The 24,420-nt window shown below is 60.3% G+C and carries 29 protein-coding genes; all 29 read right to left on the bottom strand.

Going from position 1 to position 24,420, the window contains the following annotated elements; translation table 11 throughout:
* Positions 1-161: 161 nt before the first annotated feature.
* Positions 162-1,094, bottom strand: coding sequence for a hypothetical protein (locus F2P45_RS31895; protein WP_166882237.1), 933 nt, complete (start codon positions 1,092-1,094; stop codon positions 162-164).
* Positions 1,091-2,005 carry a hypothetical protein gene (locus F2P45_RS31890; RefSeq protein WP_166882236.1) on the bottom strand — a complete coding sequence of 305 codons (915 nt, stop codon included), beginning with the start codon at positions 2,003-2,005 and terminating at the stop codon, positions 1,091-1,093. The genes F2P45_RS31895 and F2P45_RS31890 overlap by 4 nt, the downstream gene beginning before the upstream one ends.
* Positions 2,002-7,425: a phage tail tape measure protein gene (locus tag F2P45_RS31885; RefSeq protein WP_166882235.1), complete on the bottom strand. Its 5,424-nt coding sequence runs from the start codon at positions 7,423-7,425 to the stop codon at positions 2,002-2,004. Before F2P45_RS31885 ends, F2P45_RS31890 begins: the two co-directional genes overlap by 4 nt.
* A gap of 35 nt (positions 7,426-7,460) precedes the next feature.
* Positions 7,461-7,754, bottom strand: a complete 294-nt coding sequence (locus F2P45_RS31880; RefSeq protein ID WP_166882234.1) for a DUF1799 domain-containing protein — start codon at positions 7,752-7,754, stop codon at positions 7,461-7,463.
* Positions 7,755-7,771: 17 nt separating this feature from the next.
* The gene (locus F2P45_RS31875; RefSeq protein WP_166882233.1) at positions 7,772-8,116 is read right to left on the bottom strand and encodes a phage tail assembly chaperone; all 345 of its coding nucleotides are present in this window, start codon (positions 8,114-8,116) and stop codon (positions 7,772-7,774) included.
* Between the two features lie 86 nt (positions 8,117-8,202).
* Positions 8,203-8,847 carry a phage tail protein gene (locus tag F2P45_RS31870; RefSeq protein ID WP_166882232.1) on the bottom strand — a complete coding sequence of 215 codons (645 nt, stop codon included), beginning with the start codon at positions 8,845-8,847 and terminating at the stop codon, positions 8,203-8,205.
* Between the two features lie 83 nt (positions 8,848-8,930).
* Positions 8,931-9,281, bottom strand: a complete 351-nt coding sequence (locus F2P45_RS31865) for a DUF3168 domain-containing protein (RefSeq protein ID WP_223164876.1) — start codon at positions 9,279-9,281, stop codon at positions 8,931-8,933.
* Complete coding sequence (locus F2P45_RS31860; RefSeq protein ID WP_166882230.1) at positions 9,278-9,790, bottom strand: HK97-gp10 family putative phage morphogenesis protein; 513 nt, start codon at positions 9,788-9,790, stop codon at positions 9,278-9,280. The genes F2P45_RS31865 and F2P45_RS31860 overlap by 4 nt, the downstream gene beginning before the upstream one ends.
* A complete protein-coding gene (locus tag F2P45_RS31855) occupies positions 9,787-10,110 on the bottom strand; it encodes a phage head closure protein (protein ID WP_370663340.1) in 324 nt (107 codons plus the stop codon). Before F2P45_RS31855 ends, F2P45_RS31860 begins: the two co-directional genes overlap by 4 nt.
* Positions 10,107-10,667 carry a head-tail connector protein gene (locus F2P45_RS31850; protein WP_166882229.1) on the bottom strand — a complete coding sequence of 187 codons (561 nt, stop codon included), beginning with the start codon at positions 10,665-10,667 and terminating at the stop codon, positions 10,107-10,109. Before F2P45_RS31850 ends, F2P45_RS31855 begins: the two co-directional genes overlap by 4 nt.
* Positions 10,664-12,595, bottom strand: a complete 1,932-nt coding sequence (locus F2P45_RS31845; protein ID WP_166882228.1) for a hypothetical protein — start codon at positions 12,593-12,595, stop codon at positions 10,664-10,666. Before F2P45_RS31845 ends, F2P45_RS31850 begins: the two co-directional genes overlap by 4 nt.
* A 9-nt stretch (positions 12,596-12,604) precedes the next feature.
* Positions 12,605-12,856 carry a hypothetical protein gene (locus tag F2P45_RS31840; protein WP_166882227.1) on the bottom strand — a complete coding sequence of 84 codons (252 nt, stop codon included), beginning with the start codon at positions 12,854-12,856 and terminating at the stop codon, positions 12,605-12,607.
* A 47-nt stretch (positions 12,857-12,903) separates the two neighbouring features.
* Positions 12,904-14,055: a phage major capsid protein gene (locus tag F2P45_RS31835; protein WP_166882226.1), complete on the bottom strand. Its 1,152-nt coding sequence runs from the start codon at positions 14,053-14,055 to the stop codon at positions 12,904-12,906.
* A 77-nt stretch (positions 14,056-14,132) separates the two neighbouring features.
* Positions 14,133-14,807, bottom strand: coding sequence for an HK97 family phage prohead protease (locus F2P45_RS31830; RefSeq protein WP_166882225.1), 675 nt, complete (start codon positions 14,805-14,807; stop codon positions 14,133-14,135).
* A gap of 12 nt (positions 14,808-14,819) precedes the next feature.
* Positions 14,820-16,055 carry a phage portal protein gene (locus tag F2P45_RS31825; protein WP_166882224.1) on the bottom strand — a complete coding sequence of 412 codons (1,236 nt, stop codon included), beginning with the start codon at positions 16,053-16,055 and terminating at the stop codon, positions 14,820-14,822.
* Positions 16,052-17,740: a terminase large subunit gene (locus F2P45_RS31820; RefSeq protein WP_166882223.1), complete on the bottom strand. Its 1,689-nt coding sequence runs from the start codon at positions 17,738-17,740 to the stop codon at positions 16,052-16,054. Before F2P45_RS31820 ends, F2P45_RS31825 begins: the two co-directional genes overlap by 4 nt.
* Positions 17,741-17,749: 9 nt before the next feature.
* The gene (locus F2P45_RS31815; RefSeq protein ID WP_166882222.1) at positions 17,750-18,058 is read right to left on the bottom strand and encodes a hypothetical protein; all 309 of its coding nucleotides are present in this window, start codon (positions 18,056-18,058) and stop codon (positions 17,750-17,752) included.
* A gap of 138 nt (positions 18,059-18,196) precedes the next feature.
* Complete coding sequence (locus F2P45_RS31810; protein WP_166882221.1) at positions 18,197-18,343, bottom strand: HNH endonuclease; 147 nt, start codon at positions 18,341-18,343, stop codon at positions 18,197-18,199.
* Positions 18,344-18,492: 149 nt separating this feature from the next.
* A complete protein-coding gene (locus F2P45_RS31805; RefSeq protein ID WP_223164875.1) occupies positions 18,493-18,960 on the bottom strand; it encodes a YodC family protein in 468 nt (155 codons plus the stop codon).
* The gene (locus F2P45_RS31800) at positions 18,947-19,327 is read right to left on the bottom strand and encodes a hypothetical protein (protein ID WP_166882220.1); all 381 of its coding nucleotides are present in this window, start codon (positions 19,325-19,327) and stop codon (positions 18,947-18,949) included. Before F2P45_RS31800 ends, F2P45_RS31805 begins: the two co-directional genes overlap by 14 nt.
* Positions 19,328-19,484: 157 nt before the next feature.
* Entirely contained in the window at positions 19,485-19,658 is a 174-nt protein-coding gene (locus tag F2P45_RS31795; protein ID WP_166882219.1) for a hypothetical protein, read from the bottom strand.
* A gap of 7 nt (positions 19,659-19,665) precedes the next feature.
* Entirely contained in the window at positions 19,666-19,806 is a 141-nt protein-coding gene (locus F2P45_RS37335) for a DUF2158 domain-containing protein (RefSeq protein ID WP_370663341.1), read from the bottom strand.
* Positions 19,807-19,954: 148 nt separating this feature from the next.
* Positions 19,955-20,176 (bottom strand): DUF2158 domain-containing protein, encoded by a 222-nt coding sequence (locus F2P45_RS31785; RefSeq protein ID WP_166882217.1) that lies wholly within the window; start codon positions 20,174-20,176, stop codon positions 19,955-19,957.
* Between the two features lie 193 nt (positions 20,177-20,369).
* Complete coding sequence (locus tag F2P45_RS31780) at positions 20,370-20,528, bottom strand: hypothetical protein (RefSeq protein WP_166882216.1); 159 nt, start codon at positions 20,526-20,528, stop codon at positions 20,370-20,372.
* Between the two features lie 166 nt (positions 20,529-20,694).
* Positions 20,695-21,201 carry a hypothetical protein gene (locus F2P45_RS31775; protein WP_166882215.1) on the bottom strand — a complete coding sequence of 169 codons (507 nt, stop codon included), beginning with the start codon at positions 21,199-21,201 and terminating at the stop codon, positions 20,695-20,697.
* Positions 21,202-21,433: 232 nt separating this feature from the next.
* A complete protein-coding gene (locus F2P45_RS31770; RefSeq protein ID WP_166882214.1) occupies positions 21,434-21,862 on the bottom strand; it encodes a hypothetical protein in 429 nt (142 codons plus the stop codon).
* Positions 21,859-22,725: a ParB/RepB/Spo0J family partition protein gene (locus tag F2P45_RS31765; RefSeq protein ID WP_166882213.1), complete on the bottom strand. Its 867-nt coding sequence runs from the start codon at positions 22,723-22,725 to the stop codon at positions 21,859-21,861. Before F2P45_RS31765 ends, F2P45_RS31770 begins: the two co-directional genes overlap by 4 nt.
* On the bottom strand, positions 22,722-22,901 hold the full coding sequence (locus F2P45_RS31760) for a hypothetical protein (protein WP_166882212.1): 180 nt from the start codon (positions 22,899-22,901) through the stop codon (positions 22,722-22,724). Before F2P45_RS31760 ends, F2P45_RS31765 begins: the two co-directional genes overlap by 4 nt.
* A 50-nt stretch (positions 22,902-22,951) precedes the next feature.
* Positions 22,952-24,307 carry a replicative DNA helicase gene (locus tag F2P45_RS31755; protein WP_223164874.1) on the bottom strand — a complete coding sequence of 452 codons (1,356 nt, stop codon included), beginning with the start codon at positions 24,305-24,307 and terminating at the stop codon, positions 22,952-22,954.
* Positions 24,308-24,420 lie beyond the last annotated feature (113 nt).

Below are 24,420 nucleotides of genomic sequence, written 5' to 3'. Positions count from 1 at the left end.
AGAACTGCCGCAGCGCCAGGCCGGTGCCGACATTGCCGATCTGTTGCCGTTCAACTTTACTGCTGTTTAACAGCCGCTTGCCCGTCGATTAGGGCAACGTCAAGGTGCGGTAGAAATCGCGCTTACTCATCATCCCAGTATGCTACTTTCATATTCATCCTTTACGCTTTTTTGAATCCGTACACACGTACTGTAGTACCTGCAATAAGATCAGTACCGTTTGCGACATATATCCTGAATCCGCTCAGTGCTACCGGAGTCGCTTTATAGTGAAATCCTCGTAGGATCTCGCCGAAATTGCCTGACGGCGAACAAACATGGCTACGTTTGCTGTTTCCGATGTCATTGTTGTAGAGGGTGAACTCCGATTGCATAGGATTACCCGCTGATGGCGTACCCAACGCCAGCGCCGTTGTTGTTGAGCCTAATACGGACCCGTAGGCGCTGGCGTTGTAACTTGCTGTCGAGTCCACCACCCCCGCAATTGCATAGCGAATAAGAAATTCAGAGCCGCTGGTGGTTGAATTTGCATTTTGAATGGTTATCAAAAATCGGTCATAAATCCCCCCATTGAAAATACTCAGAAAATCGATATTTGCAGTAGCAGTTACTAATACCACTTCGCCAAGAAACCCAAGGCCGCTGTCTTCTAACATAGCCATGGTGCCATTCTTGTTAGGAATGGTTACGGTGCGCGTAGTCGCGGCTGTAAATCCGTCGATCTCGAATTTCAGTTGCTTGGTAATATCGGCGCTGCCTTTTACCACCGGATTCGCATCCGAGAAAGCTGCCGTGATGCCGATGGTTTGGGCGCTTGCAGCCGCAGCCGCTGCCGATGACTGCGCCTGGGTTCTATAACTTTCAGCTGCGTCGGCCGCCAGTTGTGCGGTGTCCTTAATGCCGGCCGTGGCGATCTTGTCGTTGTTCGCGGCAGTGGCGGCGGCGCTGGCGAGCCCCTGCTTGATCGTCAGGTCGCTGGCCAAGGCGTTTAGCTCGACGGTCAGCGTGGGAATGCGCGTGCTGAACATGGTGTCGACCTCGGCGCGGAAGCTGGGAGACGTGCGGTCGAGTGGCGGGATTGCGGTGATCGTCATTGAGAGAGTCCTTCGATTTCGAGGTTGCAGAGATGGTGCTGGGCGTACGCGACGACCATGGATAATTCCTTGTAGAAGCCGTAGATGATCAGCGGTTCAAAGCCAACTTGATCAGCACCGATGTAAATGCAGGGCGTCGCTCGCAGGGCCGCGAGCGAGCGGAAAATCTTGTTGAATTCGGTGGCCGGGGTAAGCACCTGCAGATTTCCGCGCTTGCTGAAGGCGCCGGCGACCACGTCGAAATTGCCGAAGCGGTCCTTCTCTTTTTTGCTGTAGTCAATAATGCCGGCCGTGGCGCCCATGGCGGCGCGGCCCACGGTCATCGCCTGACCCACCTGAAGCACGCCGACCGAGACAGGGGTCGTGCTCGTGATCGTTACCGTCAGCTCGCACGCAGCGAAGTGCTGCGGCAGGTCGGTCAGCACGAAGTCCGACAGCTGTTCGAAGTCGAGGAAGAACCATTCGTAGACGCTGGTGATCATGGTGCCGTCGAGGTTCACCGTGCGGCTGTAGACCGTAATGCCGCCTGGCGCATCCTTGACCGTCACGACCACTTGTCGGCCGACCAGTTCCAGCATGCCCAGGCCGGAGATGCTACCGGGGCGCGTGACAACGGTGATAGCCGTCGGCGCGGTGGTGGCCGTGCCGATCTTGCGGTCGAACATGGCCCAGCGTAGCGTCGGGCCGGCCTCAATCCAGTTGAGAGGATCGCTTTCCGGCAGCATGGCAGTGGTGCCCGCGATCACGCGCTCGTACTTCATGTGCGTCGTTGCCCGGATCACGACCGCGCCGGCCGCGTAGGCTGTGGCCGCATTCCAGACGACCTCGCCCGCCGCCGGCTCAGCGACCGTGCTGCTGGTCAGCATCGCCGTCGTGATCGTGGTCGGCTTGATGACCTTCATACCGCTCATGCATCCTCCGTTTGAAGTTTGTCGTCCTTGATGACGCGTTTGAGCATCCCGGCCACGGCCGCGTTGCTGATAGCGATCGAACGCACCTCGGCGCGCAGGCCAACCATCTCGGCGTTCGCCTGCTGCTGCGCCGCGCCCGACGTGTCAGCCGGCGCCGGACGGTTGATCATCTGCATCAGCGCCCGGTTGTCAGCAGCCGGGATCACACGCTCGCCCTGGTGCGCCTGGATGACCATATCGCTCGGCAGGTAGTTGGTGCCCACGGCCAGGCTCGGCAGCGTCAGCCCGAAGCGCGCGGCCAGGATGGCGCCGGTTGCGTCGAGACTGGCCGCCGTGCGCGCGCGAATGCGCTGCAGGTCGATCAGCGATGTGGCGTTGGCCTCGGCCAGCTCGATCAGCTTCTGCGAGATCGAGGGCAGCAGCTTTGCCGCGTCCTGGTTGCCGGCCTGCGCCTGGGCGTTCTTGATTGCGAACTCCGCCTGCGCGCTGGCGAGCGTTTGCGCGCCATTGCCGGTGGCGATGCCGCGAATACGCGCCACCTCGTCGAAGATCGAATCGGTGACCGACTGCCAGGCTGATTTGATCTGCTCGGCGGCGCGCGCGGCGTCCTCTGCCAGGCGCTGCTGCGCGCGCGCCATCTCTTCCTGGTCGCGCCGGGCAGCGTCAATGCGCTCCTTCTCGGCCCGGTCAAGAGCCTCCTGTGCAGCCCGCGCCGCTTCCAGCGCCTTGAGCTTGTCGTACAGCTTCACCGTGGTCGCGTCCATCCCCTCGATTTCTCGCTCGCGGACCTTCTCCGGGTCCATGCCGGGCTTTTCGATTTCAAAAATACGATCCTCGTAGCCCTTGTTGACAGATGCCAGTTGTGCCGCCGCTGCGGCAGAGGCCGCGCTTGCCTCGTACGCCTTGACCAGGTCATACAACACGATGGTCGTGGCGTCCATGCCCTTGATCTCCAGCTCGCGCACCGCTGCGGCCTTCTTGCCGACCTTTTCGAAAGCGTCGATCTGATCCTGATAGCTCTTGTTCGTTGCGGCCAGGCTGTCTGCCGCCGCCCGCGCCGCGGCGTTTGCGGCATCGGCTGCGGCCCCATACTGCACGTTGTCGAACAAGTCCAAATTGCTGGGGTCGACGTCAGCACGCTGCTTGGCTACCTGCTTCTGGCGGTACGCCTCCGGTGTCATGGCCAGCTGGTCGAACTGATCTTGAAGTCCGGCGCGCTCCTTCTCGATATCAGCACGGGAACGAACCTTTGCCGCCGCTTCCTCAAGCGCCGGATTCAGCTGCGCGAAGGCCTCCTGAATATTCATCAGGCCGGCGTACGTTTTCGCACCGTTCGCGCTGGTCAGGTCCAGGCCCATGACCAGCGCTTTGAATTCCTCGCGGGTCTTGGGGGCAGCAACCTGCAGTTCTTTGAAGGCAGCCTCTACGCTTTTTGCAACCGGCGCCAACCGCTCCGCCTCGGTCAGGTAGTTTTGCGAAAAGTAGGCAACGTCCTTGCCAAACGCTTCCATGCCGCCCGACAGTTCGAGCAGGTACTCGCGTGCCTTGATCGAGCCGACCCCGACTGCGCCAAAGGTATCGCCGATTGCCTGGAGCGCGGCGTCGATGAACGCGTAGTCGACAGCAAGGCGCTGGAGCGTGCTGCTTGCATTCTCGCTCTCCATTTTGAAATCGCCCAGAGTCGGTAGCAGCTCCAGCGCAATCGAATCGCCCACACCAATGAAGAAATCGGCAATCAGCTTTTCGTTCGCGGCCTGGTCCTTGGTCAGTTTGATGCTCATCGACTGCGCGTGCGTCTTGATGGCGTCAGCCTGGATACCCAGCACAGAAGCGAAATCGATCGATGCGGCTTTGAGTGCGTCATAGCCGGCGGTGAACGCGGCGGCCGAGGTCGAGTCGACAGCTACCTTGTCAGTATCCCTCTTGCTGCTACGGAAAACGCCGCCCTTTTCGACCCATGGAGTATTGGTGGTGCCTGCGAATCCATCTGTGCCGAACGACCCGACTATGGTGGAGTCGCCGTACTCGCGCGGCTTGCGCCCAAATAGCCTGTTCGCGGCGCCGCCGATGAGGCCGCCGATAGCCGCGCCAATAGGACCTGCAAAGATCGCCCCGGCGATGGTGCCGGCATTGACCATGCCATTACCAGAGCCGCTTACTGCATAGCCATTCGATACCGCGCGCCCGGCATAGACACCGACCGCTGCACCAGCCGCATAGCCGGCAACCGCGCCAGCACCCTTGGCTACTGCGCCATTAGTAAGAATCTTGGTCGATAAACCGGTCTCGTAGAGAATCGTCTGAACACCGTCAGCCACCGCAGTGCTAATTCCGGAAAAGCCCGTGCTGATAGCGCCGTACGCGGCCTTGGCTGCCGATGCGATGCCGCTGATCGAGCTGAGATCGAGGCCGCCGCTACCTGTGATGCCGACAGCCTGGGCAGCGCCAGAGACTGCGCCGCCGCCAGTTACACCGACCAGACTTGCGACCAGCTTCATTACGAAGGGCTGCGCAAACATTTTGTAGATCTGGTCCGCGACCGACGTCTTGAACGTTGTGACCAGCGATTTCGTGAACGACTTCCAGCCGTTCTGGCCGTTGTTCAGCATATCGGCAAAGCCAGTGCGGAAAATGTCATCGTACTGCTGCACGGACTTGCGCCATTCGTCCATCGCGGCCTTGCCGGACTGGTTTTTGTACCAGGTCGTGAATTCGGATTGCAGCAGCTTTTGCGCCTCGGTGCCTTCGCCGGCGAGCGCGATTCGCTCACGCCACATTTCCGCGTCGATTTCCAGCAGCGCGGCGGCGCGCTCGCGTTCATCGGTAATCGATTCGGCAGCGTAGCGGCGGTTGTCGTCGGCCAGCTTACTGGCGTAATTGAGGGCCTTCGACTGCGCCATTGTCGCCTTCTCGTCGCGCTCCTTCTCCTTCGTCGATTCGCGCATCTGGTCGATCAGCTGCTGCGAAACGGGGAGTTTCGCCTTCTCCATCTCGAACAGCCGCTTTTTCAGCTCGGCCTCGTTGCGCAGGCCGACTGCGGCGATGTCACGCGCATCGGAACCCTTGCCGTACAGCTCATATTCGGACGCAAGGGCGGCGACGGATGCCTCGCGCGCGAGCGTGTTCTGCTTGATGTATTCGCCCACGCCCTTTTCAGCAGCACTTAGCTTTAAATTCTTCTCAGATACCGCTAGTCCTGCAAGGCGAATTCTGGTGAGCTTTTCCTCTTCCTTTGAAAGTGTGACGATCTTTTCGCGCAGCTCGTAGTTCAGCTTGATTTCCATTTTCTGGCTTTCTGACACCGCATCACCGGTCAGAAGTTCAAGCTCATTTGCTGCAATTTTTTCTTGGATGGAGGCGGTAAGCTTGGCATATGCGTTCGCTTGCTTCGCAGCCGAGCCGTCGTCCTCCTTCAACCTTGGGGCTTCCGGCTTTTCCACTTTCGGCGGGCCGCCAACGCCATCCTTTACGCTGATGCGGTCGCTGATCGCCGCGTACGCTGTCAGCTCTTTGATGTTTGCTTTGATCGCCGTGACGTTCTTCTCGTACTCGGCTGCCGTTTTGGCTACGGCCGCGCCCACTCCTTTCGCACTGCTGATCTGAACGGCGCCAGCCTTGAGCAGCGAGTCGGCATAGGCGGCCACGTTCTTCGACACATCGGTTGCCCCGATTTTGGCGAGGCCCTCGGCGACGCCTGTCAAATAGCCGCTGAAAGCCACCTTCATCGTTCCCAGCGCCCCGTTCCAGCCAGCCGCCAGCAAGTCGAAGGCGATGATGCACCCGGCCTTGATCTGCTCAAAGCCGATCAGGACGGTTTCGACGAACATCAGCCCCCCAACACGCGCCCAATCAAATTCCTCGTATAGAAGTTTGCCAATTTCCCAACCTGCGAAAAAGGCGAGCAGCACGCCGCCAGCAATCTTGAGCTTGCCCATCCAGCCGGAGGCGAACTGCGCAGAGAGGCCGGTGCCCCATAGTGTGGTATTCAGGCCGGCCATGACGCCACCTGCTGTCGCCACCTTGGCGGCGGCCAGCTGAGCAGCCAGCCAAAAGATTTCCAGGCCCACAGCTGCCAACTTGAAGGCATTTGGAGCCAGCACGAACAAGCCGAAATATGTCGCAACGATCTTCGTGGCCGAAACGATTACCGGTGCGATCTTTTCCACTGCCTCGGCAAAGCTCGCTGCCGCTTTACCCGCATCGACCATGAATTTCTTGAAGCGGTCGCCTTCCGTGATGTCCTTCACATATTTGGAAAACTTGATCATGCTCGGGAGCAGATTCGTTGCGATCTCGGTCCACAGCTCGCCGACATGCACCCTTACCGCGCCCATGTTGTCGCCGAACTCCGATGCCTTTGTGGCGGCGGCGGTGCTCGATCCGGTGAAGCCGTCGACGCTCTCGGCCACGTCGTTCAGGTACGGCAGCAGGTCGGCGCCGCTGCCCTTGAACAGGTCGTTGGCCAGCTTGGCCTTGCCGGCGCCGTCGGCGTAGTTCTGGAATTTTTTCGCCGCCTCGATCATCACCTCGGACGGCGCGCGCAGCTTGCCCGCCGAATCTGTGGCGGAAACGCCCAGCGTCTTGAGCGCGCCCAGCACCTTGTTGGAGTCGATGTCCAGGCCGCCCATGCCTTTGGCGAGCTTGTTGACGGCCGAATTGACCTCGCCGAAATCCTGCCCGGTCATCTGCGCGACCTTTTGCAGCTGCGACAGGCTCTCGACGGACGAACCAGATTTCTGGGCCATATCGTCCAGGCTGGCCAGCGCGTCGATTGCGGTCTGGATGCCGGCGGCGACGGCGCTGATGGACATAGCGGCGACGGCAGCCGCGGCGAATGCCTGGAGCGCGGTGCCGGCGATGCCGAGCGTGCCGCCCAGTCCGGACGCGGCCTCTTCGGCGGCGCGCAGCTGCTCGATCAGCGGCTGCGCGGTCTCGCTCACGCCAAGCTGCGCGGCGCGCATGGCCGCCAGTTCGGAGGAGCTCTTGCCGATTTCCTGAGTGCGCGCGCGCAGCCCATTGATGAATGCGGCGCCGTCGTCCAGCTTCTTCTGTGCTTCGGCGGCCTGCGCGGTCTTGCGCGTCACGGCGTCCAGCTGGTCGAGGTATGGCTTTAGGGCCGCCGTGTCGATGCCCTTGGAACTGGCCAGCGCGGTGTAATACTCGACCGTGCCCTTCTTGCCCATCTCCAGCGCGACTGCGCGGCGCTGGATGGCGTCGATGATGGTCTTCGTGCCGCCGGCGAACTTGCCGGCCGCATCGACGGCGCCGTCGCCCAGGGCGTTGACGCCGTTGCTCTTCCCGAGATTTTCGAGAACGCGCGTGGTTTGCGCAGCGCCCTGATCGATCTTGCGCAAGCCGGCATCAACACCGTCGGCGTCGAGCACGACCTTGATCGTTGCGGTGTTTGTAGTTTCAGCCATTGGCTTGCCCAAATAAGAATGCCGCCCGGAGGCGGTTAGGTTTTTGCGTAGATGCAGTTGAGCGCGGCGATTTCCATGATCTGGATGTCGTGCTCAAGCTGGTCGTATTCGTCCGGATCCAGTCCCATGCGATCCATCTTCCGGTGCATCACCGTGTAGTCGAGGCCGCTTGGGCCGCCAGCGCCGGAGCGCCATTGCGTGCGCAGGAACTGGAACAGCAGCAGCGGCACGAGGTTGTCGGGCCAGGGCTCCACCGCTTCGCTTACAAAGTCCTCCACTGCCAGCCCCGTTGCCTCAATCTCTTCCGGCGTCGGGGCCTTGGTGTACATGGCCTCTGCAAGCGCGGTCAGTTTTTTGCGCGGGCACCCGTCAGCTCGTTGAAGTAGGCGGCGATGACAGCCTGTGCCGCGCCCATGTAGCGCTGGGTTAGCTTGTTCAGCGAGTCAGCGTCGAACGGCTCGTCCAGATCCCAGCCGCTGGTGATGTCGAGCAGCACGTCCGTGTCGTTCGGGCCGTCCTCGCCGTCTGCGGATTTGAGCGATTCTGTGAATTCTTTCAGCTCGTTCTTGGTGCGGTGCTTGAACGTGAACACGATCTCGGCCTCGCCGGCGCCTGGGATCTGAATCTGAACGGGTGCTTTGAAGGTAGGGGCAACATTCAGGGAGAATTTCTTGTTGGTGGTCTTGGTCATTTTTTGCTTTCTAAGGAAAAAGACCGGCGGGGATCAAGCCGCCGGCATGGAAAGACCCGCTGATGCGGGCCGGGGGTCACGGGGAATTACGAGGCGTAGCGAACGGGGCGGCCCTGCAGCGCGACGCCGGCCTTGACCGACATCAGGTTGCCCTTCGTCATGGACGGGGTCTCGTCGAACGCGAAGATGCCGTTGTAGAGGATCAGGCTTCCCGACGGCAGCGTGCCGCGCATGGCGGTAGTGCTGCGGGTTTGCGCGATGGTGCGCAGCGCCTGGTAGCCAGCCAGTGCCGGATCGTCGGCAATCTCCAGGGCCAGCGATTGCGCCGAGGTGGTGGTCGGGATCTGGCTGTCGAAGTCCTGCTCCATGAAGGAATAGGTCTGGTACTGCGGCTCGCCGCCGGAACTGGTGCAGCCCATCATCTGAGTGATCTGGGTCCAGCTGTTGATCTTGCGGATCGAGCCCGCGCCGGTACCGGCAGGGTAGAGCGCGGTCAGCGTGGTATCCAGGCCTTCGGCCACGATGGTGGTGCCCGTTGGAGACTTGGCGCGGTACACACGGTTGTTCGCCTTGCTCCAGCCCGAGGTGAATTCGAAGAAGTCGCCGGCGGCCAAGGTGTTCGTTACGGTGAGGACCGCTTCGTTCGCGTTGGACGCGGCGGTGACGGTGAGACTTGCGGCGTACGCGGTCGCCAGGGCGAAGACGATACCGTTAGGGAGAGAAACAGCCATTGTGTTTTCCTTTCGGGAAGTAAAAAACCCGCGCAGGGCGGGTCGGTGGTTCGCCCGAAACGGGCATGAAAAAGAGAATCAGGTCAGGTGAAAAATTCGAAGTCCTGCATCGTGCCGCGCAGCTCGGTGTCCTCGTCGAAGGTCGCAACGCGGCCCGTCAGTACGGTGGTTTGCAGGCCCGCCACGACGCGCAAGGCGTTCTCTGCCTGCTTACCAAGGTCGGAGGCTTCCAAGCGCGTGGCGGCCCACACGGAGACCTGCACGCGGGATAGCTCTTTGTCCGGCACTTCGCTGCCGAGAAGATTGATCGGACTCCCGCCAACAGCCTGGAATACGATGTACGGCGCCAGCGCGCCGGATTCGACAAAGTCCGGGTACACGCGCCCGTCGACTAGGCCTTGGAGCGCGGTGGCGACCATCAGTTCCATGCTCATGTGCCACCAGCTTTCTCGGCCAGCTTGGCGTTCACAGCCGCGGTTGCCTCCTTCTTTTTTGAGTCGAATGCTGGACGAATAAAAGGGTAGGCAGGCGCTGATGCCGTGCCGTATTCCAGTTCCGCAGCAGCACGGTGAGCCTTCCAGCCTATCTTTTTGCCAGTCTTCTTACTTATCTTCTTGTTTCGCGGCACAAATTTGTGTCCGCCCGCGACGAAGCGCCAGTAGAACGCGTCACCGTCGGCGCCGAACTTGCCGGTGCGGACGGTGACCAGATACGCCTGGCGCTCACCGCCGTTCGATTCTTCTTCCAGGCGCTTGACGATGATGTTCTTTTCGAGCACGCCAGTTTTGCGGTGTTTGGCGGCGTTGCGGATTGCCTCGTCGCGGAAAATCTCGGCGCCGGCGAACGCGGCGGCGCGCAGGCTGGACTCGCTCACGGTCTCGGCGATCTGGTCGGTGGCCGCTTTGATCGCGTCTGCAAACGCGCCTGTATCGATAGTGATCATTTCGTGGTCTCGCATGCAAGGTCGACGTGTTGATGGTTACGCTCGTCCGGCAGCACCGCGAGCACTTTGTAGACGGTTGTGCCATGGAGCACGCGCATGGCCTCCGTCAGGTCGGTGCGGTACCGCATCCGAATCGAGACCTTTTTTTGCGCGGTGACGGCGCCGGCCTTGATCGACTCCAAGCCGCCGACGACCAGAATGTCGGCCCATGCGGTGTCGAACGTCGTCCAGCCGTTCGGCAGCAGCTGGCCGAGCGCATCACGGCCACCCGGCTTCTGGATCGTCACGAGGTGGCGCAGGGTCTGCGCGAAGCCGCTCACGAATACACCCGGCAGGCGTCCAGCAGCCGGTCCACGTACATGGACTGCGACGTGGCCTTGAACTCGCGCGTGGCCGGGTCGAACTGCTCACACAGGCGCGCCAAGATGTAGAGCTTCACGTTTTCCGGCACCTTGTCGTCCGTGTCGCCGTAGCCGCAGGTGTATTCCACGGTGACAGCGTTGCCGCGCGCGAAGGTGGCCGGCCAGGGCGCGCCAGCTGCGGCCACGATGTAGCCCGGCTCGGTCACGGCGTCCACGTAGTACGCATCGGGCGCCAGCACCTGGAGCCCGTTGCCCGCGTCGTAGTAGCTGACGCTCTGCACGGCGATCAGCGGCGCGCGCTCCAGCTGGATGGCGTCGTCGAAGGCGGCCAGCGTGGTGCGCCAGGCCTGCGTGACCAGCGCGCGGCCGATCTGGTGCTCGCATTCGCGCGTAATGCCCTTGAGCCACAGCTCGATCGATGCGTCCAGATCGGACGACGTAACGCGCAGCTGGAGCTTCGCGGTTTCCATCGAAACCGCCAGCGCCACCGGCGCGGTGATTTGGCGCGAGGTCATTGCGCACGGTCCATGCTGCCAACCCTCAATCCAACCTTGCCGGTACCGCCCCCGGTGCGTGCGCCGACCCGGATTCGAATAGTGAACAGGGTAAAGCCGCTCAGCATCTTCTGAGGTTCACCGCGTAGCTCTAGCATCGGCCCTTCAACTGTGAAGTTAGCCACATCGCGGCCCGTCTGGAACACATACGACGACTGGATGTTGCCCCCGGCGACGCATTGAGCTTGCCAGATCGCCAGGCCGATAGCGTTCGCCGCTACGGTCTGTGTCTCCGTGAGGAATTGGAAGAACTCCCCCGCCGTCATATTGGCCGGCACGTTGAACTGCTGCGACAACTCGTGATAGTCGCCCTGCGAGGCGCCGGCAACATCCATCGTGTAGCGCGAAAGTCCGCCGTCTGGGGACGCCTCGAAGGCCGTTGTGCAGGTCTGCGTGGCCGTGCCGCTGACGCCAGCTACGCGCGTGAGCGTCCAGCCATCTGGCACCGTGCCGGTGACGCCATTGCCTGCCGCTGTGGGCGTAGCGCCGCCGAAAATCCCCGCAGTGCCCCGGAACGTAGGGTTCAGGTTGAACGACCCGGCTCTCGCCGTCGAATCCCAGGTGCGCAACGCGTGGCGGCGCGACGGGGCGCGCGAGAAGCGGCGCAGGAACGCAGCCGCGTAGGGTGCTGCAAATTCGTTACCGCCGAACGGCATCAGGTGGATGTCATCAAAGTAGGCGCCTGGCCGCGCGCCGGCACCGGACCCAATTACACTCGCGCCCGAGGCGACCATCCGATCCCAGGAACTGATGTATTCAACGTTGCCTTTTAGTGACGCGCAATACGCGCTCACAATGTCGCCCACGACGCCCATGAACTTGTTTACCGTTTGCGTGGCGTTGATGTTCGGCGGCGGCTCGCCCACGGCAAGGTACTCCACTTTCACGCGGATCAAGTCGATGGCGGCAATGATGTTGGCCGCGCTGGCCTGCGCCTTCGCCGGGGTGTCGGGCGAATCGTTGGTGCCGATCAGAAGTAAAGCGGCGGCCAGCGGCGTAAGGAGCCCTTGGGGCACAAATTTCAGCGCGTCGGCCGACGTGGCTCCGGGGATGGCGAACGTCTGGTAGTCGGTGAACGTGGCGCCCAGCTGCCCGACCAGCCAAGGGACGTAGCCGAGCAGGTTGTAGTCGGAGATAGAAGGGATGCCAGCGGTGTTGACGAGGCTGGAGGCGTTCGGGACCCCAGGGGTCGCACCGCGAATCTTGACGAAGATGCCGGAATTGACGAATGTCCCGCTCGGCAGTACGAAGAACCCACCCGTGCTGACATCGATCCATGGGCCCGGTGTGTCGCCGAGGTAGGTCCAGCGCATCCAGCACCGTGCGTCGGTTTCGATGGTGCCGATGCCGTTGCCAGCCGCGCCCGCGCGCCCATCGACCATAGCGTTGTACAGCCAGGTGAGCCCACCGAAGTTGGCCGGGGTGACGACGGTCGTGCTGCCGTACCATGGGCGGCCGTCTAAAATCCCAGCAGCTCGCCCCGGCGCGCCGCCGTCAGACAGGGAATCGCCGAAGATGGCCATGCGGAGTTGGCGCGCTGACTGCTCCCTCTTTGCCAACGTGCTCCCGCCGGCCCTGATGCGCGGAACGCTGTCGACATCGATACGAACGCTGCACTCACCGCCGTCAAATCTGGCGCGGCGAAGCATGATCTGCTCGTACGACAGGTTTACCTCAACAGGCACCGCAGAATAGACCGGAATTTCCAGCCATGCGCCGGAGCCAACCTTATATTGCACCGTGGCGCCCAGGCTTGTATTCGCGATCATAACGCTGGACGATGCTAATGCGTAGGCAACGGCAATGCCAGCGCTACCTGGTGCTGCGGTCACAGCGACACTTAAGGACGCCGTATCGACCTCGGCCGAAATGCTGATTGTCTTTGCCATACGTGTCCTTTAGCGCTTTTTGGCGGGCTTCTGCGCTTGGGCAGGCTCGTCTTCTGGGGTTTCGGTGGCCGGCTCTACTGCGGCATCTGGTGTTTCAGGCTCCGGCTCGGGCGCCTTCGCCTTCGAGTACTTGGCCACCTTGCAGTCATCGACCAGGTGGCGCGCAAACTCGGGGCTGGTGCGCAGAACATCGCCCTGGCCGAGCGTGCCGTGGTCATGCGTGATTGCCATGCCGAGGATTTCGATTTCGACTAATTTCATGGGAGTGCTCCTGGTGGCGGGGCCGGCCGGAGCTGGCCCCGCTGGGGTTATGCCGGCAGCAGCAGGCCGTAGCGAGCGGCAGCAGGCTTCTCGACGGTCAGCGCCAGGCGGCGCTCAGCGCGGATGGTGATCAAGTTCTTGGTGAAGTTGTCGCCGTCCGAGTCGGACAGATCGACCGCGATGCCCTCGCGGGTGTGCAGGGTGGCGGCTTGCGCAAGGCTGCCGACCCAGACCATGCCGGCGGCCATGGCGTTCGATGCCACAACCGGGCGGCCGAACAGAGTCGGCACGACGGTCGAGCCCGGATCGCCCAGCAGGTAGCGGCCTTGACTGTCCTTCGCGAGGCGCATCGTCCACCAGTCGGACGTGTTCAGGATCACGACATCGGCCGGGTAGTCGGCAGTAGCGCAATCACCGATCATCTTGCCGATCAGGTCAAAGCGGTTCGTTGGCGACAGGCCTAGGCCAGTCAGCGAGGCGGCGGTATAGCCGTGCGCGGTGAAGTTGCCGGCCAGGGTCAGGCCCGAGATGTTCGGAGCGACGCCATTGCCGCCGACCAGCTGGTTTTCGACACGGATATTCACGCCGTAGACCATGCGGCGGGTGATGTACGCGGCCAGGGCAGCGTTATCCATCGCGAGCTGGCGGGTGATCTTGATCCAGTGCGCGACCGTCGACACCGGCATGGTGCCGGGTGTAAAGGTGATTGAACTTTCGGGCTTTTGCGCGCCTTCGGCAGTTTCAGCCGCGGCGTTGGTGAACACGTTCTCGCGCAGCCAGTCGATGGCGTTGGCCGAGGTCGGCACGTTGACCAGCAGGTCTTCGATGGTGAACACGCGCCATGCGCCTTCAACGATGCCGGGGCGGCGCTCGCTGAAAGTGCCTGCAATCGTATTGGTGACGGTGTTTTTCACCTCGATGCGGGTACGCACGCGGCCGTCCTGCTTGATGAAGTTGTCGTACGCGGCATGCTTGACGAACTGCGCGCCGACCGACTCGTCGGCAGGTGGCGCGTCCGCTTGGGCGGACTTCTGCTGCTCGAGAACGAGGAGGCGATCGGCCATCGTGCGCTGCTCGATGCCCACGGACTCGATCGCAGCCTTGGTGTCGCTCGATACTTTGCCAAGTTCCTTCATTTCGGCGTCGGCTTTAGTCGAAATCTCGGCCATTTTTGCTTCGACACGGTCGAAGGCTTTCATAATCTGATCGGACATTTTTTTCCTTTGGGCGTAAAAAAAGCCGCTCAAGGCGGCTTACATGGGTAAATTGATGCGGGTTATTTCGTCATGCGCTCAAGGCGGGCCAAGATTTCGGCCTCGTTCTTGGTCGCCTCGGCGTCGTCGCCTGCATCCCGCAGGGAAAACAGCGCCTTGGCGCGGGCGGTCAGCGCTTGCGCCGCCCCTTTACTGAAATTCCCCGCATCCCGCAGGAAATATTCAAAATCTCGGATGGTCTCGACCTGGGCCAAGTCGTCAGCGAACGCCTTCACGCTTGACAGGTCCACGCGCGCGAATTTGTCGGCCGGGAAGGTCACGATCGACGTTTCGGCCAGGCGCGCGACCCGTTTGATGGTGCGGCCAGCCGGCGTGTCCTCGTAATCGCCCTTTTTCAGCGCATAACCGATGCTCATGGAGTCCACGGTGCCATGTTTCAGGGCCGCTTTGACCTCTTGGGCCAGCGCATTGCCGGGCGTGAACTCGCCGCGAAGCAGCAGGCCGTAGTCGTCTTCCTTCGCCTCGACCCATTTGCCGATCGGGACGGCGTTAGAATCGTGGTTGAAGAACATTTTCGGCAGCCCGTTCAGCTTCAACGTGTCGGCGTAGGCGCCCTTTACGATGGTGTCGCCGTACGAATCTACGTTCCCGAAGGTTGAGGCATAGCCGGCGAATGTCGCATCGTCGCTTTCCAGCTTGAACTGAGCGTTGGCGATGGCAAGTGCTTTGTGTTCCATGTGATTCCTCTGCTATTGAGCGATAGTTGCGCCGGCGCCGCCGGATGCGGGTTTGACTTGGCCCAGCATGGCAAGCGGCACCAGGTTCGACTGGATATTCAGCCCGTCTGTGCCTTCTTTGTACGGCCAGCCTTCCAACTGGCGTGCTTCCGCGATCGAAATGACGGCGTTTTGCAGCAGCTTCGCCAGAATTTCCGCCCGATCCTTTGGATTGCCACGCAAGAGAGCGTCCAGGCTGAACTCCACCGTCATCGTGACGCGCTGGCGCGGGGTCATCACGCGCTTGCGCACGGCCTGCTCGATGTTGATCAGCGTCGGTCGCATTGCGGTGGTGTAGAAGCCCTGGATCAGCTGCTCGATTCCCGAGCCCCAGGCGGTCACATTCGAGTGGTGCACCAGCACTGGTGGCACATCGAACCACTGGCAAATCAGTTCCGTCGTCAACTTCCGGGTTTCCAGCAGCTGTTGGTCGACCGGCGATAAACTCAGCTGCTCGTACTTCATGCCGGCTTCGAGCACGAACAGCCGCGACATTCCACCCTCGGCCATATCTTCGAAGTTCTTCTTCACTGCCGCACGCTGGGCCTTATCCAGCACCTTGTCGATCATGAGGATGCCGCTCGGCTTGCCACCGTTGGCGAACAGCTTGCTGGCGGCGGCCTGCGACTTAGCCCCCTCGTCAAGCGTCGCACGCATGAACTCCAGCTTGGACAGGCCGGTAGTGCCGTTGCCCAGGTTCTTGAGGTGAAGCACGTTCCGATCGGAGAACACGGCAACATCGTTGCCGATCCGGTACTTGTAAATCATCGAGCCGTTTTGGAGAACCTCGGATTCGACCTGGTCGGCCGGCATCGGCCAAAGTGCAACCGCCTCGCCGGCGCCGTCGCGATCAATACGGGCGTACGCGTTGCCGCGCAAGTCGTGGTTCATCATCATGGCGCGCCAGAATTCGAACGGCGTCATGCGGCTGTTGGGCGATTCGTGCAGCAGCTCGTACAGTCGCGACTTGCGCGCCAGCACCTTCTCGCCGTCAACCTGCTCGTACGCGAAGAACGGCAGGCTGGCCACCAGCGTCGCGCGGCGGTCGATGCATGCCCACACGGTGCTGATTTGCAGCGCGCCGTCGACGCCCATGCTCGTCGTGTCAAGCGTCAGCGCGGCACCAGGCAAGCCGGCCTGCGTGCCCTGGGTCTCGGCAATGGCGCCGCCTCGGCCCAGCCACCCACGGAAGGAATTAAACAGGCTCATGCGCTAATCGGGTCGTTGAGAAAATCACTGATGTCTCCTTGGCTTTCGGGGTTCAGCGCCATCAATGACGCTGCGTCGAACAGGGCCATTAACGGGTCGATCTTCGCCGCTCCAGAAACCTGCTTGTTTATGCTGATTGCGTTGCGTTGCTGCTCAACGCGAGCATTGCTCACGGACCAAGCCATGATCGGCCGCCCGCAATGTATGAACTCGCCGCCGGCTATTAGCCGCTCGGTGTCTTTTATTGCGCCATTCAGGCGCCAGCCCTGGCTAATGGCGACAATATCGCCGTTTGATTCGATCGAGAATTGCCTTGCGCTCAGCTCCTTGACCACTGCGCCAATGCCAGCGCCGTCAACACCGATGCCATGCTTGGACGGGAGAATTCCTGCATCCCTGATCCTGCAAATAATGTCCGCTACCCCTCTGATGTCGGGGCCTGGGACGTCAACGATAGTGAGGTCGCCGTCCTTCTGAAAATCCATCAGGCGTGGCGCAATCTCCTTTCGGCGCTCCAGCACAATCTTGTGAGCCCATGCATGCCCCCAATGAAGCCAGCGTCCCGTGTCTCGCTCGCGACCTATAACCGCCAAGCCAAGCAAGTCATCAAGCCCGCCACCGTCGATCCCTACCACTACGACCTCAGAGCGTTCGAGCAGGGCATCCAGGGATAGAGTTGGGTCGCCAGCTGCTTCCCAGAAGTCTGCGCCGGCCCACCGATCAGAGCGCAGGTTAAGACCAATCTCAATATTTAAGTGCTTGGCAAGGAACTCCTTGAATTTGCCTTCGTCCCCTTCTTTGGCTGTGCGGTGCAGCTGGGTGATTCGTTCAATATCGACAGACCGCCCCCAGTTTGGGTTCGTGACATATGCGTTATTCAGGTCCCGCGCGGCGCCGGATTCGAGCATCGCCCTGGGGAATTCATAAATGATCGGCAAAAAGCGATGATCGTGAACGACGCCGTCGCGGACCTTGCGCGCGTACTCAAGCTTGTCTTTGAATACGCCAGCTGGCGGCTCCGCTGATTGGGTGGTCGCATAGATCACGAAGCCTTCAGGCCGCGAGGTTAATCCGCCGGTCGCCTCCAGCAACATGTTCGACGCTCGGGCTTGCTTGCCAAACTCGTGCAACTCGTCGACAAAGACGAACGATGCTTTTTTCCCGGAGACGGCATCACTATCAGCAGCCACCACTTTTAACGTCGCCCCATTCTGCGTGTGCGTGATCAGCCTAAAGTGGTCTTGCACCTTAAGCAGCGCTTCAAGTTCCGGGTCTGCCCGGATCATCGTAGCGATGGGCTTGTAGCTGTTGTCCGCGACTTCTTTCGTGGGGCTCAGGATCAACAATTCGGCCTGGGATCGCCAATTCATGATCAGCGCACAAAGCATAATCGCCGCAGCGATCGTACTTTTTGCATTCTTCTTGCTGACCATGAAGAGGAACTCGTTGATAATTCGGCGGCCTTCTGGTGTTTCGGACCCAAAAACCGCCTCGACGAACTCGCGCAGCCAGGGCAGCGATACATCGCGAATCATCGGATGACCTTCGATGTCGACGAGCCGAAACCCACCAACTATCTCCCATGCCTCGGCGGCCCGATCTGGATACGCTGGCGGAAAGCAGATCAGTGATTCACGCGCAACAATCCTGCGTTCCCAATCTAGGCACGCTGTGGACTGTGTCATCTATTTTCCTTAATGCTGAGTGTTCTCGCCTGGACGAGTGCGGGTTCCATATTTAGCAGACGGCGCCGGCTTGTCCGTATCGCCAGCACTGGGCTTGCCTCCCTCGCCCAATTTTTTATGACGGAACGGAGCGGCCAGGCCGGCCGCCTTAAGGCGCAGCGCAACCGGAACGGCGTCGTGATGCATGAAGAACTCCAGCACCTCAACCGGGGTCATTCCCTCCGTAGATTGAACGAACTCATCGCCTTCGTTCTCCGGGTTCTTCTTGCGGCCAGCCCCTACTCTGGCGCCGCCGCTCTTACCTTTTACGCCTGCCATTTGAATTTCCGTTTGAAAAGGGGCCAAGTTTTGCGCGTGAGGTAACTAGGGGTGTCCGGCCAAAATCGCCCCAGACTTTCGACCCGCCCTACCCATGCACAGATGCAACACATTGCACCGGTGAAATGTTTCTCGGTGTTACGATCCTGACCGTGCCGCCGCCTCTTGCGCGGACTTCGCGTCATGGCATGGGGCGCACAGTAGTTGCTTGTTGGTATCGTCATCCGATCCGCCTTCACACAGCGGCTTGATGTGGTCGACCAGGTAGCCGGGTCTCTTGCACATCTGGCACAGGCCACTGTCGCGTGCTCTGATCTTGATGCGGTCGGCTACCCCTGCGCTACCACGGAGGCGCTGAGCTACTTGATGGGATGCGACAGGGAGGGTGCGGCCGGGGCTTGCTGCCTTGAGGCGCGGCTTGAGGGTTTGCAGCCTCACGGGCGAATGGGGTTATGCACAGTGCCGGCGCGGACCAGTACCGCTGGGGGAAAGCACGAATGATCGGTCTCTTCGCCATTTGCCCATTCACACACCAGATTTCCGTCGTAGCCGACAAGGCTGGTTACCGTCATCACCGGCCCGCCTGAATTCAGCACCACCTTATCGCCCACTTGGAACGTGGGTGCTGCGGGCTCAGCTTGGGCGGTTGGCTGTCCTGCCTGCACCAGCTTATCGACCAGCTCAACGATGCGCTTGCTGACCAGGCTGTCGAGGTGCTGCGTGCGTACCTCAAGCACGAGCCGGTGCATACAGGTGCCCCAGGTCGAGACGCCAATCTTGGCGAGCTCGGCCTTGATCACCGCTTCGAATGCATCGACTGCCTTGCGGCCCTCATGCTGCACTTCCTCACGGATGCGCTGCTCGATCAGGCTGGTGATCCTGTTGTGGTCAGTGTTGCTCATGATCTGCTCCTTCGATTGTCGCGTAGGTCTTGAGCGATTCCCGATACAGCTTCGAATCACGGTCAGCCTTCTCAGCATTGGCCGCCATGATCTTGGTCTGGGTCTCCAGCTGCGCGAGGATGCCGCTAGCACAATCGGTGCGGTTGATCACGCGCATATCGATGCCACCTTCAAGCACCAGTACCTTGACATCGGCGGGCAGGTCCGTGAGCGCCATCTCCTTGAGGCGGTTGCGCTGCTCCATGCTCAGGAACTTGGAGTAGCTGAGCACCACCGTATCGCCGGCCGCAAGTTTGAACTGCACAGGTGCGATCGGCGCGGCCACCTGCTCACGCCCGAATAGGCGGTCCAGCATATTTTTCCACATCAGTACTTCTCCTCATGTTGGTTGGTAGGAAGTGTCACCGCCTGCTCTACGCGAGTACCCGCGATACCCTGCGGTGGGAGTCCGTAGCCATGGTTCATCGGTGACTGCACCCGCTATTACGAGTCGCGCCGCTGGAGTGCGATGGCGCGCACAAAGGTCAGCGAACCGGCGTGGCCTTGAGCGTCACGCCCCGCTCGATCATGCGGCTCGCCTTGCGCAGATCCGGCTCCAGGCCAGTCAGCGCGCACACGAAGGCGAGCGTATTCAAGTAGGGCGCCAGCCACCATGCGCGGTGAACGGTGAGGGTGCAGATAACGGTGTGCTCGGTCATGGTGAATTCAGCGTGCGCCGTAACAAGTGAGGCATTCCAAATCGAATACTGAGCGAGTGAGGCCATCGGTACCCATCCATTGGCAAATTGCTTGGCCTCGGGCGTTTGTATCGCACACGGTCATTTCTGGACCGCCCGAGCGGAGCATTACCTTATTCCCTGGCATTACTGAGCGCAGGTTCGGCGGTGCATAGCATACAATCAACTGGCCTATGCTAAAAATCTCATGGTTCATAACGATTCCGCCCAATAAAAAACCGCCCGTAGGCGGCTGAAATTATTCATGTTACTTATCCTCAAGCCCTAGTTACCCGCATCGAGTCGCTGGCTGGCGCCTCATACAGCTTGAGTACAGCTACATCGAACACGTCTTCGCACCTGACATTTTTAGCGTCAAACCAGACGCATTTCGCCGTATCATCTTTACCGCTGTGGTTGTAATCCGAAACATCAACCACTGACATCTGCGGACCACCGCTGATCAGCTGAACAACTTTTCCTTTGGCAATATCTGACATATCTGTAACTCCACTGTTATTAATGAAAATACAGTATAGAGTGACCGCGCCATGCAAAAAGGGTATTTATCCATTGTTATAGGCGTTTGCCTATGGCACCCATGCCTACGAGTGCCGCGCCTTCCCGGCGATGTCGCTCTCGCACACAGCCAACTGGATGGTGATCTTGAGCCAAGCGTTCTTCTGCGCTCGCTTATGGCTCGGCTTCCGGTTCGTTGTTGTGCGGGATCAGCTCCCATCCCAAGATGCGGCGTATCTCGTCGGCGCTTGGCGGCGGCTCATGTTCGGCGTGCGTGCGCCGGTCCATGTATTCGCGCACCAGGTGTTTGTCGGGCTTGGTGGTCTCTGCCATGGAGGACCATCAGCCAGGATGAATCAGTTGAGCTGCGAGGGAAGTTGCCCCCCCAGCAGAAGACCGACGTGCAGGCTAAACTATGGAAAATATGTGCAAGGCTTTCCGAGCACTTGCAACCGGCGAGGAATCAACATCACTCGCCGGGGAGCACGCACTGTTAAGACTAGCAGGCGTCTACTGCTTGCGGTCCTACATCCATTCGCACCGATGCGACCTGAGCGATTACACTGCCAATCTCAGGAGTCGTCTTACGCTTCACGCTACCTAGATATTCCCTGCACCCAATATAGCCATTCTCCTGAACGCGCCCCAATTCAGCTCCTACTGCATTAAGAAGAATGAAGGTAATCTGGAACTGTTCCATGTGATTTTGCGTATGCCAGCCACCCGATCTAGTATCATTGTACAAAACAGATTTAAGATCACTTCCTTCATTTTCCAATGAAAGCGTGATTTTTGCCATACCATTTCCAAATTTTGACCCGTCATAGAAATTCACATCAGCAAACGCAAATGTCAAATAGGTATGAGTCCGTCGTTCGATGACAGGTGATGCGGGAACAGGTGCTGATTTAACAACCGGAACGGCCCATGCACTTTCATTTAACATAACAATAAAGGCGACAGTAGACAAATAGCGAATTTGCATATTTCCTCCCATAATTTTCATTACGACCGGTCGATCGTACCGAGAATTATGGCACTATACGGATGCCTATAAGACAACAGCCAGCAAATTTACGTGCCGACTCCCCATTTTTCGAGGACCAGAAGTCCATTGCCTTCGACCTTTCAGCCATGCTAACGGTGACCTGAAATGCAAAAAGCCAACGATCCGTGAGGATGCTGGCTTTCTTCAATGTCACCTACGTACAGATGAGCAAGCGTAGCACAATATAACCCTAACCCTCCAATTTGGCAAGCGGATTAAGTCGTTGCGCCGCCCTGGCCTCTTCGGCGCGGTCCTGCGCCTCGATCTCGATATCGTGCAGGCCATCCATCACCGTCAAGTGCAACGCATGCAGGCGGTTATAGACGGTCGACTCGCCGCACTTCAATTCCTGCGCGATGCGCTTGATGGTGAAATTGCCGGCCAGGTAAAACCACTTGGCCACCTCGTACTGTGCCGGGTTCGCCTTGCGGATAGCGATGATGATGCTCTCGATCTCCAGCGCGGCCGCAGCCTCGGTGATCGGGCCAGCACCGCCGGCGCCGTGGATCTGCACCAGGCTGCAATAATTAGACTTTGACGGGTAGCCCATGCCGCCATCCTCACGGCGCTTGCACCAAGTCGACCACTCGATCATTCGTTTATTGATGTACTCGATCATTCTGTTCCTTGTTCAGCGTGAGGGCGGCCAGCAGCAGTTCCGCGCAGGTAGGTGATCAAGTCCGCAAACGTCGGGCAGACTTCCTCGGCGCGGAATGTCCCGCCGCTATCGATCTCGCGCCGGATCGCTGCGACCAGGTCTTTCGGGGTGTTCCCGGCTATTTGCTTGGCTGTGGCCTTTGCCTTGCCCTGGAGGCGTGCGGCCTCGACGTGCCCAGCGATGACGGCGCCGGCGCGGCCGCCGCTCTGGCGCACTATCTTCGCCGCGTTGCTCGCGCTGATCTGCTTCTCGGTGACGGCCAGCTTTACGTCGCTGTTTGCATCGGCAAGCACCAGGGCATCGCTGACGTTCTGCACCGACCGCCCTACCGCCTCCGCGATCGCGGCCGGCGTCCAGCCCCATCCGACGAGCTTGCGATACTGTGCCGAGCGCTCCAGCGGCGTCAGGCCCAGGCCCTGCGAACTGGTGATCAGGTGGATGACGCGCTCTGCATCACCGCCGCGAAACTGCTTGGCGCCCAGCTGAAAACCGCCCTCGGGCTCGCGCACGCCAGGCTCGGCCAGCCATTCCACCGCCGCTGTGACCCGGTGGTGGCCGTCGACCGCGATGATGACGCCGTCCTCGATCCGGACCTTGATGTCGTCCAGCTCGTACCCGGCCCGCAGCGAAGCCTTGATCGACTCGACGTGCTCGCGGTTGATCGGGCGGTTAAAGCCAGGCTCGAACTGCACCAGGCGCGGATCGACGCCCCAGCTCTTGACGGTCGACACGCCCGGCATGCCGCGCTCCTTCATGACTTTGAGCGAAACTGCCGGCTTTTCACCGCCGTGATTTTTCTGCGCTACCTGATTTACTTGGCTCATTTCGCCCTCCGGTTTTGGATAATTTCGTTGTTGTCGCGCGCATTGCCCTCGACGCCTGACCGGCTCGGCTGCATCTTGGTCAACTGGCTTTGCGTCCCCGGTTTGATGCAGAACCGCCGAGTGAAGCACCAGGAAACCCACTCCAGGCAGTACGCGTGTAATTGCTGATCGTTCATGCTATGTCCCGATTTTCTGTGTTTGTCGTTGTGCGTGCTGTGCGATGAACTTAGCCCGCGCCGAAGCCACGCCGTGCAGGCTTTTCTTCTCTGGAATGTGGTCGCCATGGATATGGCAAATCATCGAATCGTGTCTGATTCCCGATGTACCCGAGCGCGATCGTGCCGGGCTCGCCCTGACGCTGCTTCACTGACTGAACTTCGCACAGGCCCTTGTCCGGAGTGTCGGGGTTATAGACTTCATCGCGGTACAGGAACAGGATGTTGGCGGCATCCTGCTCGATGGAGCCTGACACCGCCAGGTCGGCCATGATCGGGCGGCGGTTGGTCCGCTTCTCGCATTCCCGATTCAGTTGGCAGAGCAGCACCACCGCACAATCGAGCTCCTTGGCCAGCGCAACCAGCGCGCGGGTATGTTCGCCGACCGCCTCGTAGCTTTTGTCCGACTTCCCGCCGACGATGAACGAGAGCTGGTCGACCACGATCAGGTCCAGGCCGGCTTTGCGTTTCACCGCGCGCGCTTTGGCCCGGATCTCGAGCATGTTCAATCCGGTCTTGTCATCGATGAACAGGTTCAACTCCTGCGATTTCTTAAACGCATGCGTCATGGCGGTCCAGTGGAATGTGTTCTGGCTACCCGGCGAATCGGCCTCGGATGGTTTGCGCAGCCACTTGATCGGAATGCAACCCATCGCCGCGATGTTTCGGTCGTTGACTTGGTTGCGCGCCATTTCCATCGACAGAAAGAGCGACGAGCCCCACCCGGCCACATTGCGAGCAATGCCCAGGCCGGCCGCAGTCTTGCCCATGCCGGGCCTGGCTGCGATGACCGTCAGCGTGCCTCGCTCCAGCCCGCCGTCGAGCATCGAGTCGAGGTCACGGTGGCCGGTACTGATCGGCTTGATGGTGCCGTCCATGCGCTGCTGGAGCACGTCCGCGTAGTCGCTCAACATCGAGTCCATGCGCATCGGCTCGCCCGACGTTTTCCGGTGCGCCAGCGTTTCGAGCCTAGAAGCCATCAGATCGACGCAGGAGGCTGCGGATTGATGAGATGCGGCGAGTTCCCGCATTTCATCTGAAAGTGCCACCAGCGCCCGTTTAGATGCCTTGTCGGTCACGATTGCCGCGTGGTGCGCGATGTTCGCGGCGCTAACGGACGATTGGCGCAGCGTTGCGAGGTATCGGAGGCAGTCGTCGACTTTGTCGGCAAGCTTCTCGTAGACCGTCAGCGGGTCAGCGCGGTGGCCGGCTACAACCTGACGACGGATTTCTTCGAAGATGAGCCGGTGGTCGTTGCGGTAAAACTGGCTTGCATCGAGGTCGGGCGTACGGTCCAGTGCGTCGTTGTCGGCCAGTAGCGCGCCCAGGACGGCCTGCTCGGCGCGGATCGATAGTAAGCGATCCATCAACCCCAGACTGTTCAGGAAGTCACGCCGCTGGTTAAATCGGGGGTATGCAAATCCTTCATATTCCACGGCAGCAGCGCCGCGACGTCATCCACGGTTTTCGCCGCTGGCAA

Source organism: Massilia mucilaginosa (genome assembly GCF_011682145.1).
GTDB lineage: Bacteria > Pseudomonadota > Gammaproteobacteria > Burkholderiales > Burkholderiaceae_D > Telluria_A > Telluria_A mucilaginosa.
The sequence above is the reverse complement of the archived record's forward strand: the minus strand, read 5'-3'. Positions and strand labels throughout refer to the sequence as shown.

Excerpts from the sequence above, each read along its gene's own strand:
- F2P45_RS31780 (WP_166882216.1), bottom strand. The coding sequence starts at position 20,528 with ATGGCAGAGACCACCAAGCCCGACAAACACCTGGTGCGCGAATACATG.
- F2P45_RS31785 (WP_166882217.1), bottom strand. The coding sequence starts at position 20,176 with ATGTCAGATATTGCCAAAGGAAAAGTTGTTCAGCTGATCAGCGGTGGT.
- F2P45_RS31775 (WP_166882215.1), bottom strand. The coding sequence starts at position 21,201 with ATGAAAATTATGGGAGGAAATATGCAAATTCGCTATTTGTCTACTGTC.
- F2P45_RS31895 (WP_166882237.1), bottom strand. The coding sequence starts at position 1,094 with ATGACGATCACCGCAATCCCGCCACTCGACCGCACGTCTCCCAGCTTC.
- F2P45_RS31760 (WP_166882212.1), bottom strand. The coding sequence starts at position 22,901 with ATGAACGATCAGCAATTACACGCGTACTGCCTGGAGTGGGTTTCCTGG.
- F2P45_RS31865 (WP_223164876.1), bottom strand. The coding sequence starts at position 9,281 with ATGAGCATGGAACTGATGGTCGCCACCGCGCTCCAAGGCCTAGTCGAC.
- F2P45_RS31800 (WP_166882220.1), bottom strand. The coding sequence starts at position 19,327 with ATGTGGAAAAATATGCTGGACCGCCTATTCGGGCGTGAGCAGGTGGCC.
- F2P45_RS31815 (WP_166882222.1), bottom strand. The coding sequence starts at position 18,058 with ATGGCAGGCGTAAAAGGTAAGAGCGGCGGCGCCAGAGTAGGGGCTGGC.
- F2P45_RS37335 (WP_370663341.1), bottom strand. The coding sequence starts at position 19,806 with ATGCTCCGCTCGGGCGGTCCAGAAATGACCGTGTGCGATACAAACGCC.
- F2P45_RS31810 (WP_166882221.1), bottom strand. The coding sequence starts at position 18,343 with ATGTGCAAGAGACCCGGCTACCTGGTCGACCACATCAAGCCGCTGTGT.
- F2P45_RS31805 (WP_223164875.1), bottom strand. The coding sequence starts at position 18,960 with ATGAGCAACACTGACCACAACAGGATCACCAGCCTGATCGAGCAGCGC.
- F2P45_RS31755 (WP_223164874.1), bottom strand. The coding sequence starts at position 24,307 with ATGGATCGCTTACTATCGATCCGCGCCGAGCAGGCCGTCCTGGGCGCG.
- F2P45_RS31875 (WP_166882233.1), bottom strand. The coding sequence starts at position 8,116 with ATGACCAAGACCACCAACAAGAAATTCTCCCTGAATGTTGCCCCTACC.
- F2P45_RS31850 (WP_166882229.1), bottom strand. The coding sequence starts at position 10,667 with ATGACCTCGCGCCAAATCACCGCGCCGGTGGCGCTGGCGGTTTCGATG.
- F2P45_RS31835 (WP_166882226.1), bottom strand. The coding sequence starts at position 14,055 with ATGAAAGCCTTCGACCGTGTCGAAGCAAAAATGGCCGAGATTTCGACT.
- F2P45_RS31840 (WP_166882227.1), bottom strand. The coding sequence starts at position 12,856 with ATGAAATTAGTCGAAATCGAAATCCTCGGCATGGCAATCACGCATGAC.
- F2P45_RS31860 (WP_166882230.1), bottom strand. The coding sequence starts at position 9,790 with ATGATCACTATCGATACAGGCGCGTTTGCAGACGCGATCAAAGCGGCC.
- F2P45_RS31890 (WP_166882236.1), bottom strand. The coding sequence starts at position 2,005 with ATGAGCGGTATGAAGGTCATCAAGCCGACCACGATCACGACGGCGATG.
- F2P45_RS31765 (WP_166882213.1), bottom strand. The coding sequence starts at position 22,725 with ATGAGCCAAGTAAATCAGGTAGCGCAGAAAAATCACGGCGGTGAAAAG.
- F2P45_RS31885 (WP_166882235.1), bottom strand. The coding sequence starts at position 7,425 with ATGGCTGAAACTACAAACACCGCAACGATCAAGGTCGTGCTCGACGCC.
- F2P45_RS31795 (WP_166882219.1), bottom strand. The coding sequence starts at position 19,658 with ATGACCGAGCACACCGTTATCTGCACCCTCACCGTTCACCGCGCATGG.
- F2P45_RS31820 (WP_166882223.1), bottom strand. The coding sequence starts at position 17,740 with ATGACACAGTCCACAGCGTGCCTAGATTGGGAACGCAGGATTGTTGCG.
- F2P45_RS31880 (WP_166882234.1), bottom strand. The coding sequence starts at position 7,754 with ATGTACACCAAGGCCCCGACGCCGGAAGAGATTGAGGCAACGGGGCTG.
- F2P45_RS31845 (WP_166882228.1), bottom strand. The coding sequence starts at position 12,595 with ATGGCAAAGACAATCAGCATTTCGGCCGAGGTCGATACGGCGTCCTTA.
- F2P45_RS31830 (WP_166882225.1), bottom strand. The coding sequence starts at position 14,807 with ATGGAACACAAAGCACTTGCCATCGCCAACGCTCAGTTCAAGCTGGAA.
- F2P45_RS31825 (WP_166882224.1), bottom strand. The coding sequence starts at position 16,055 with ATGAGCCTGTTTAATTCCTTCCGTGGGTGGCTGGGCCGAGGCGGCGCC.
- F2P45_RS31770 (WP_166882214.1), bottom strand. The coding sequence starts at position 21,862 with ATGATCGAGTACATCAATAAACGAATGATCGAGTGGTCGACTTGGTGC.
- F2P45_RS31870 (WP_166882232.1), bottom strand. The coding sequence starts at position 8,847 with ATGGCTGTTTCTCTCCCTAACGGTATCGTCTTCGCCCTGGCGACCGCG.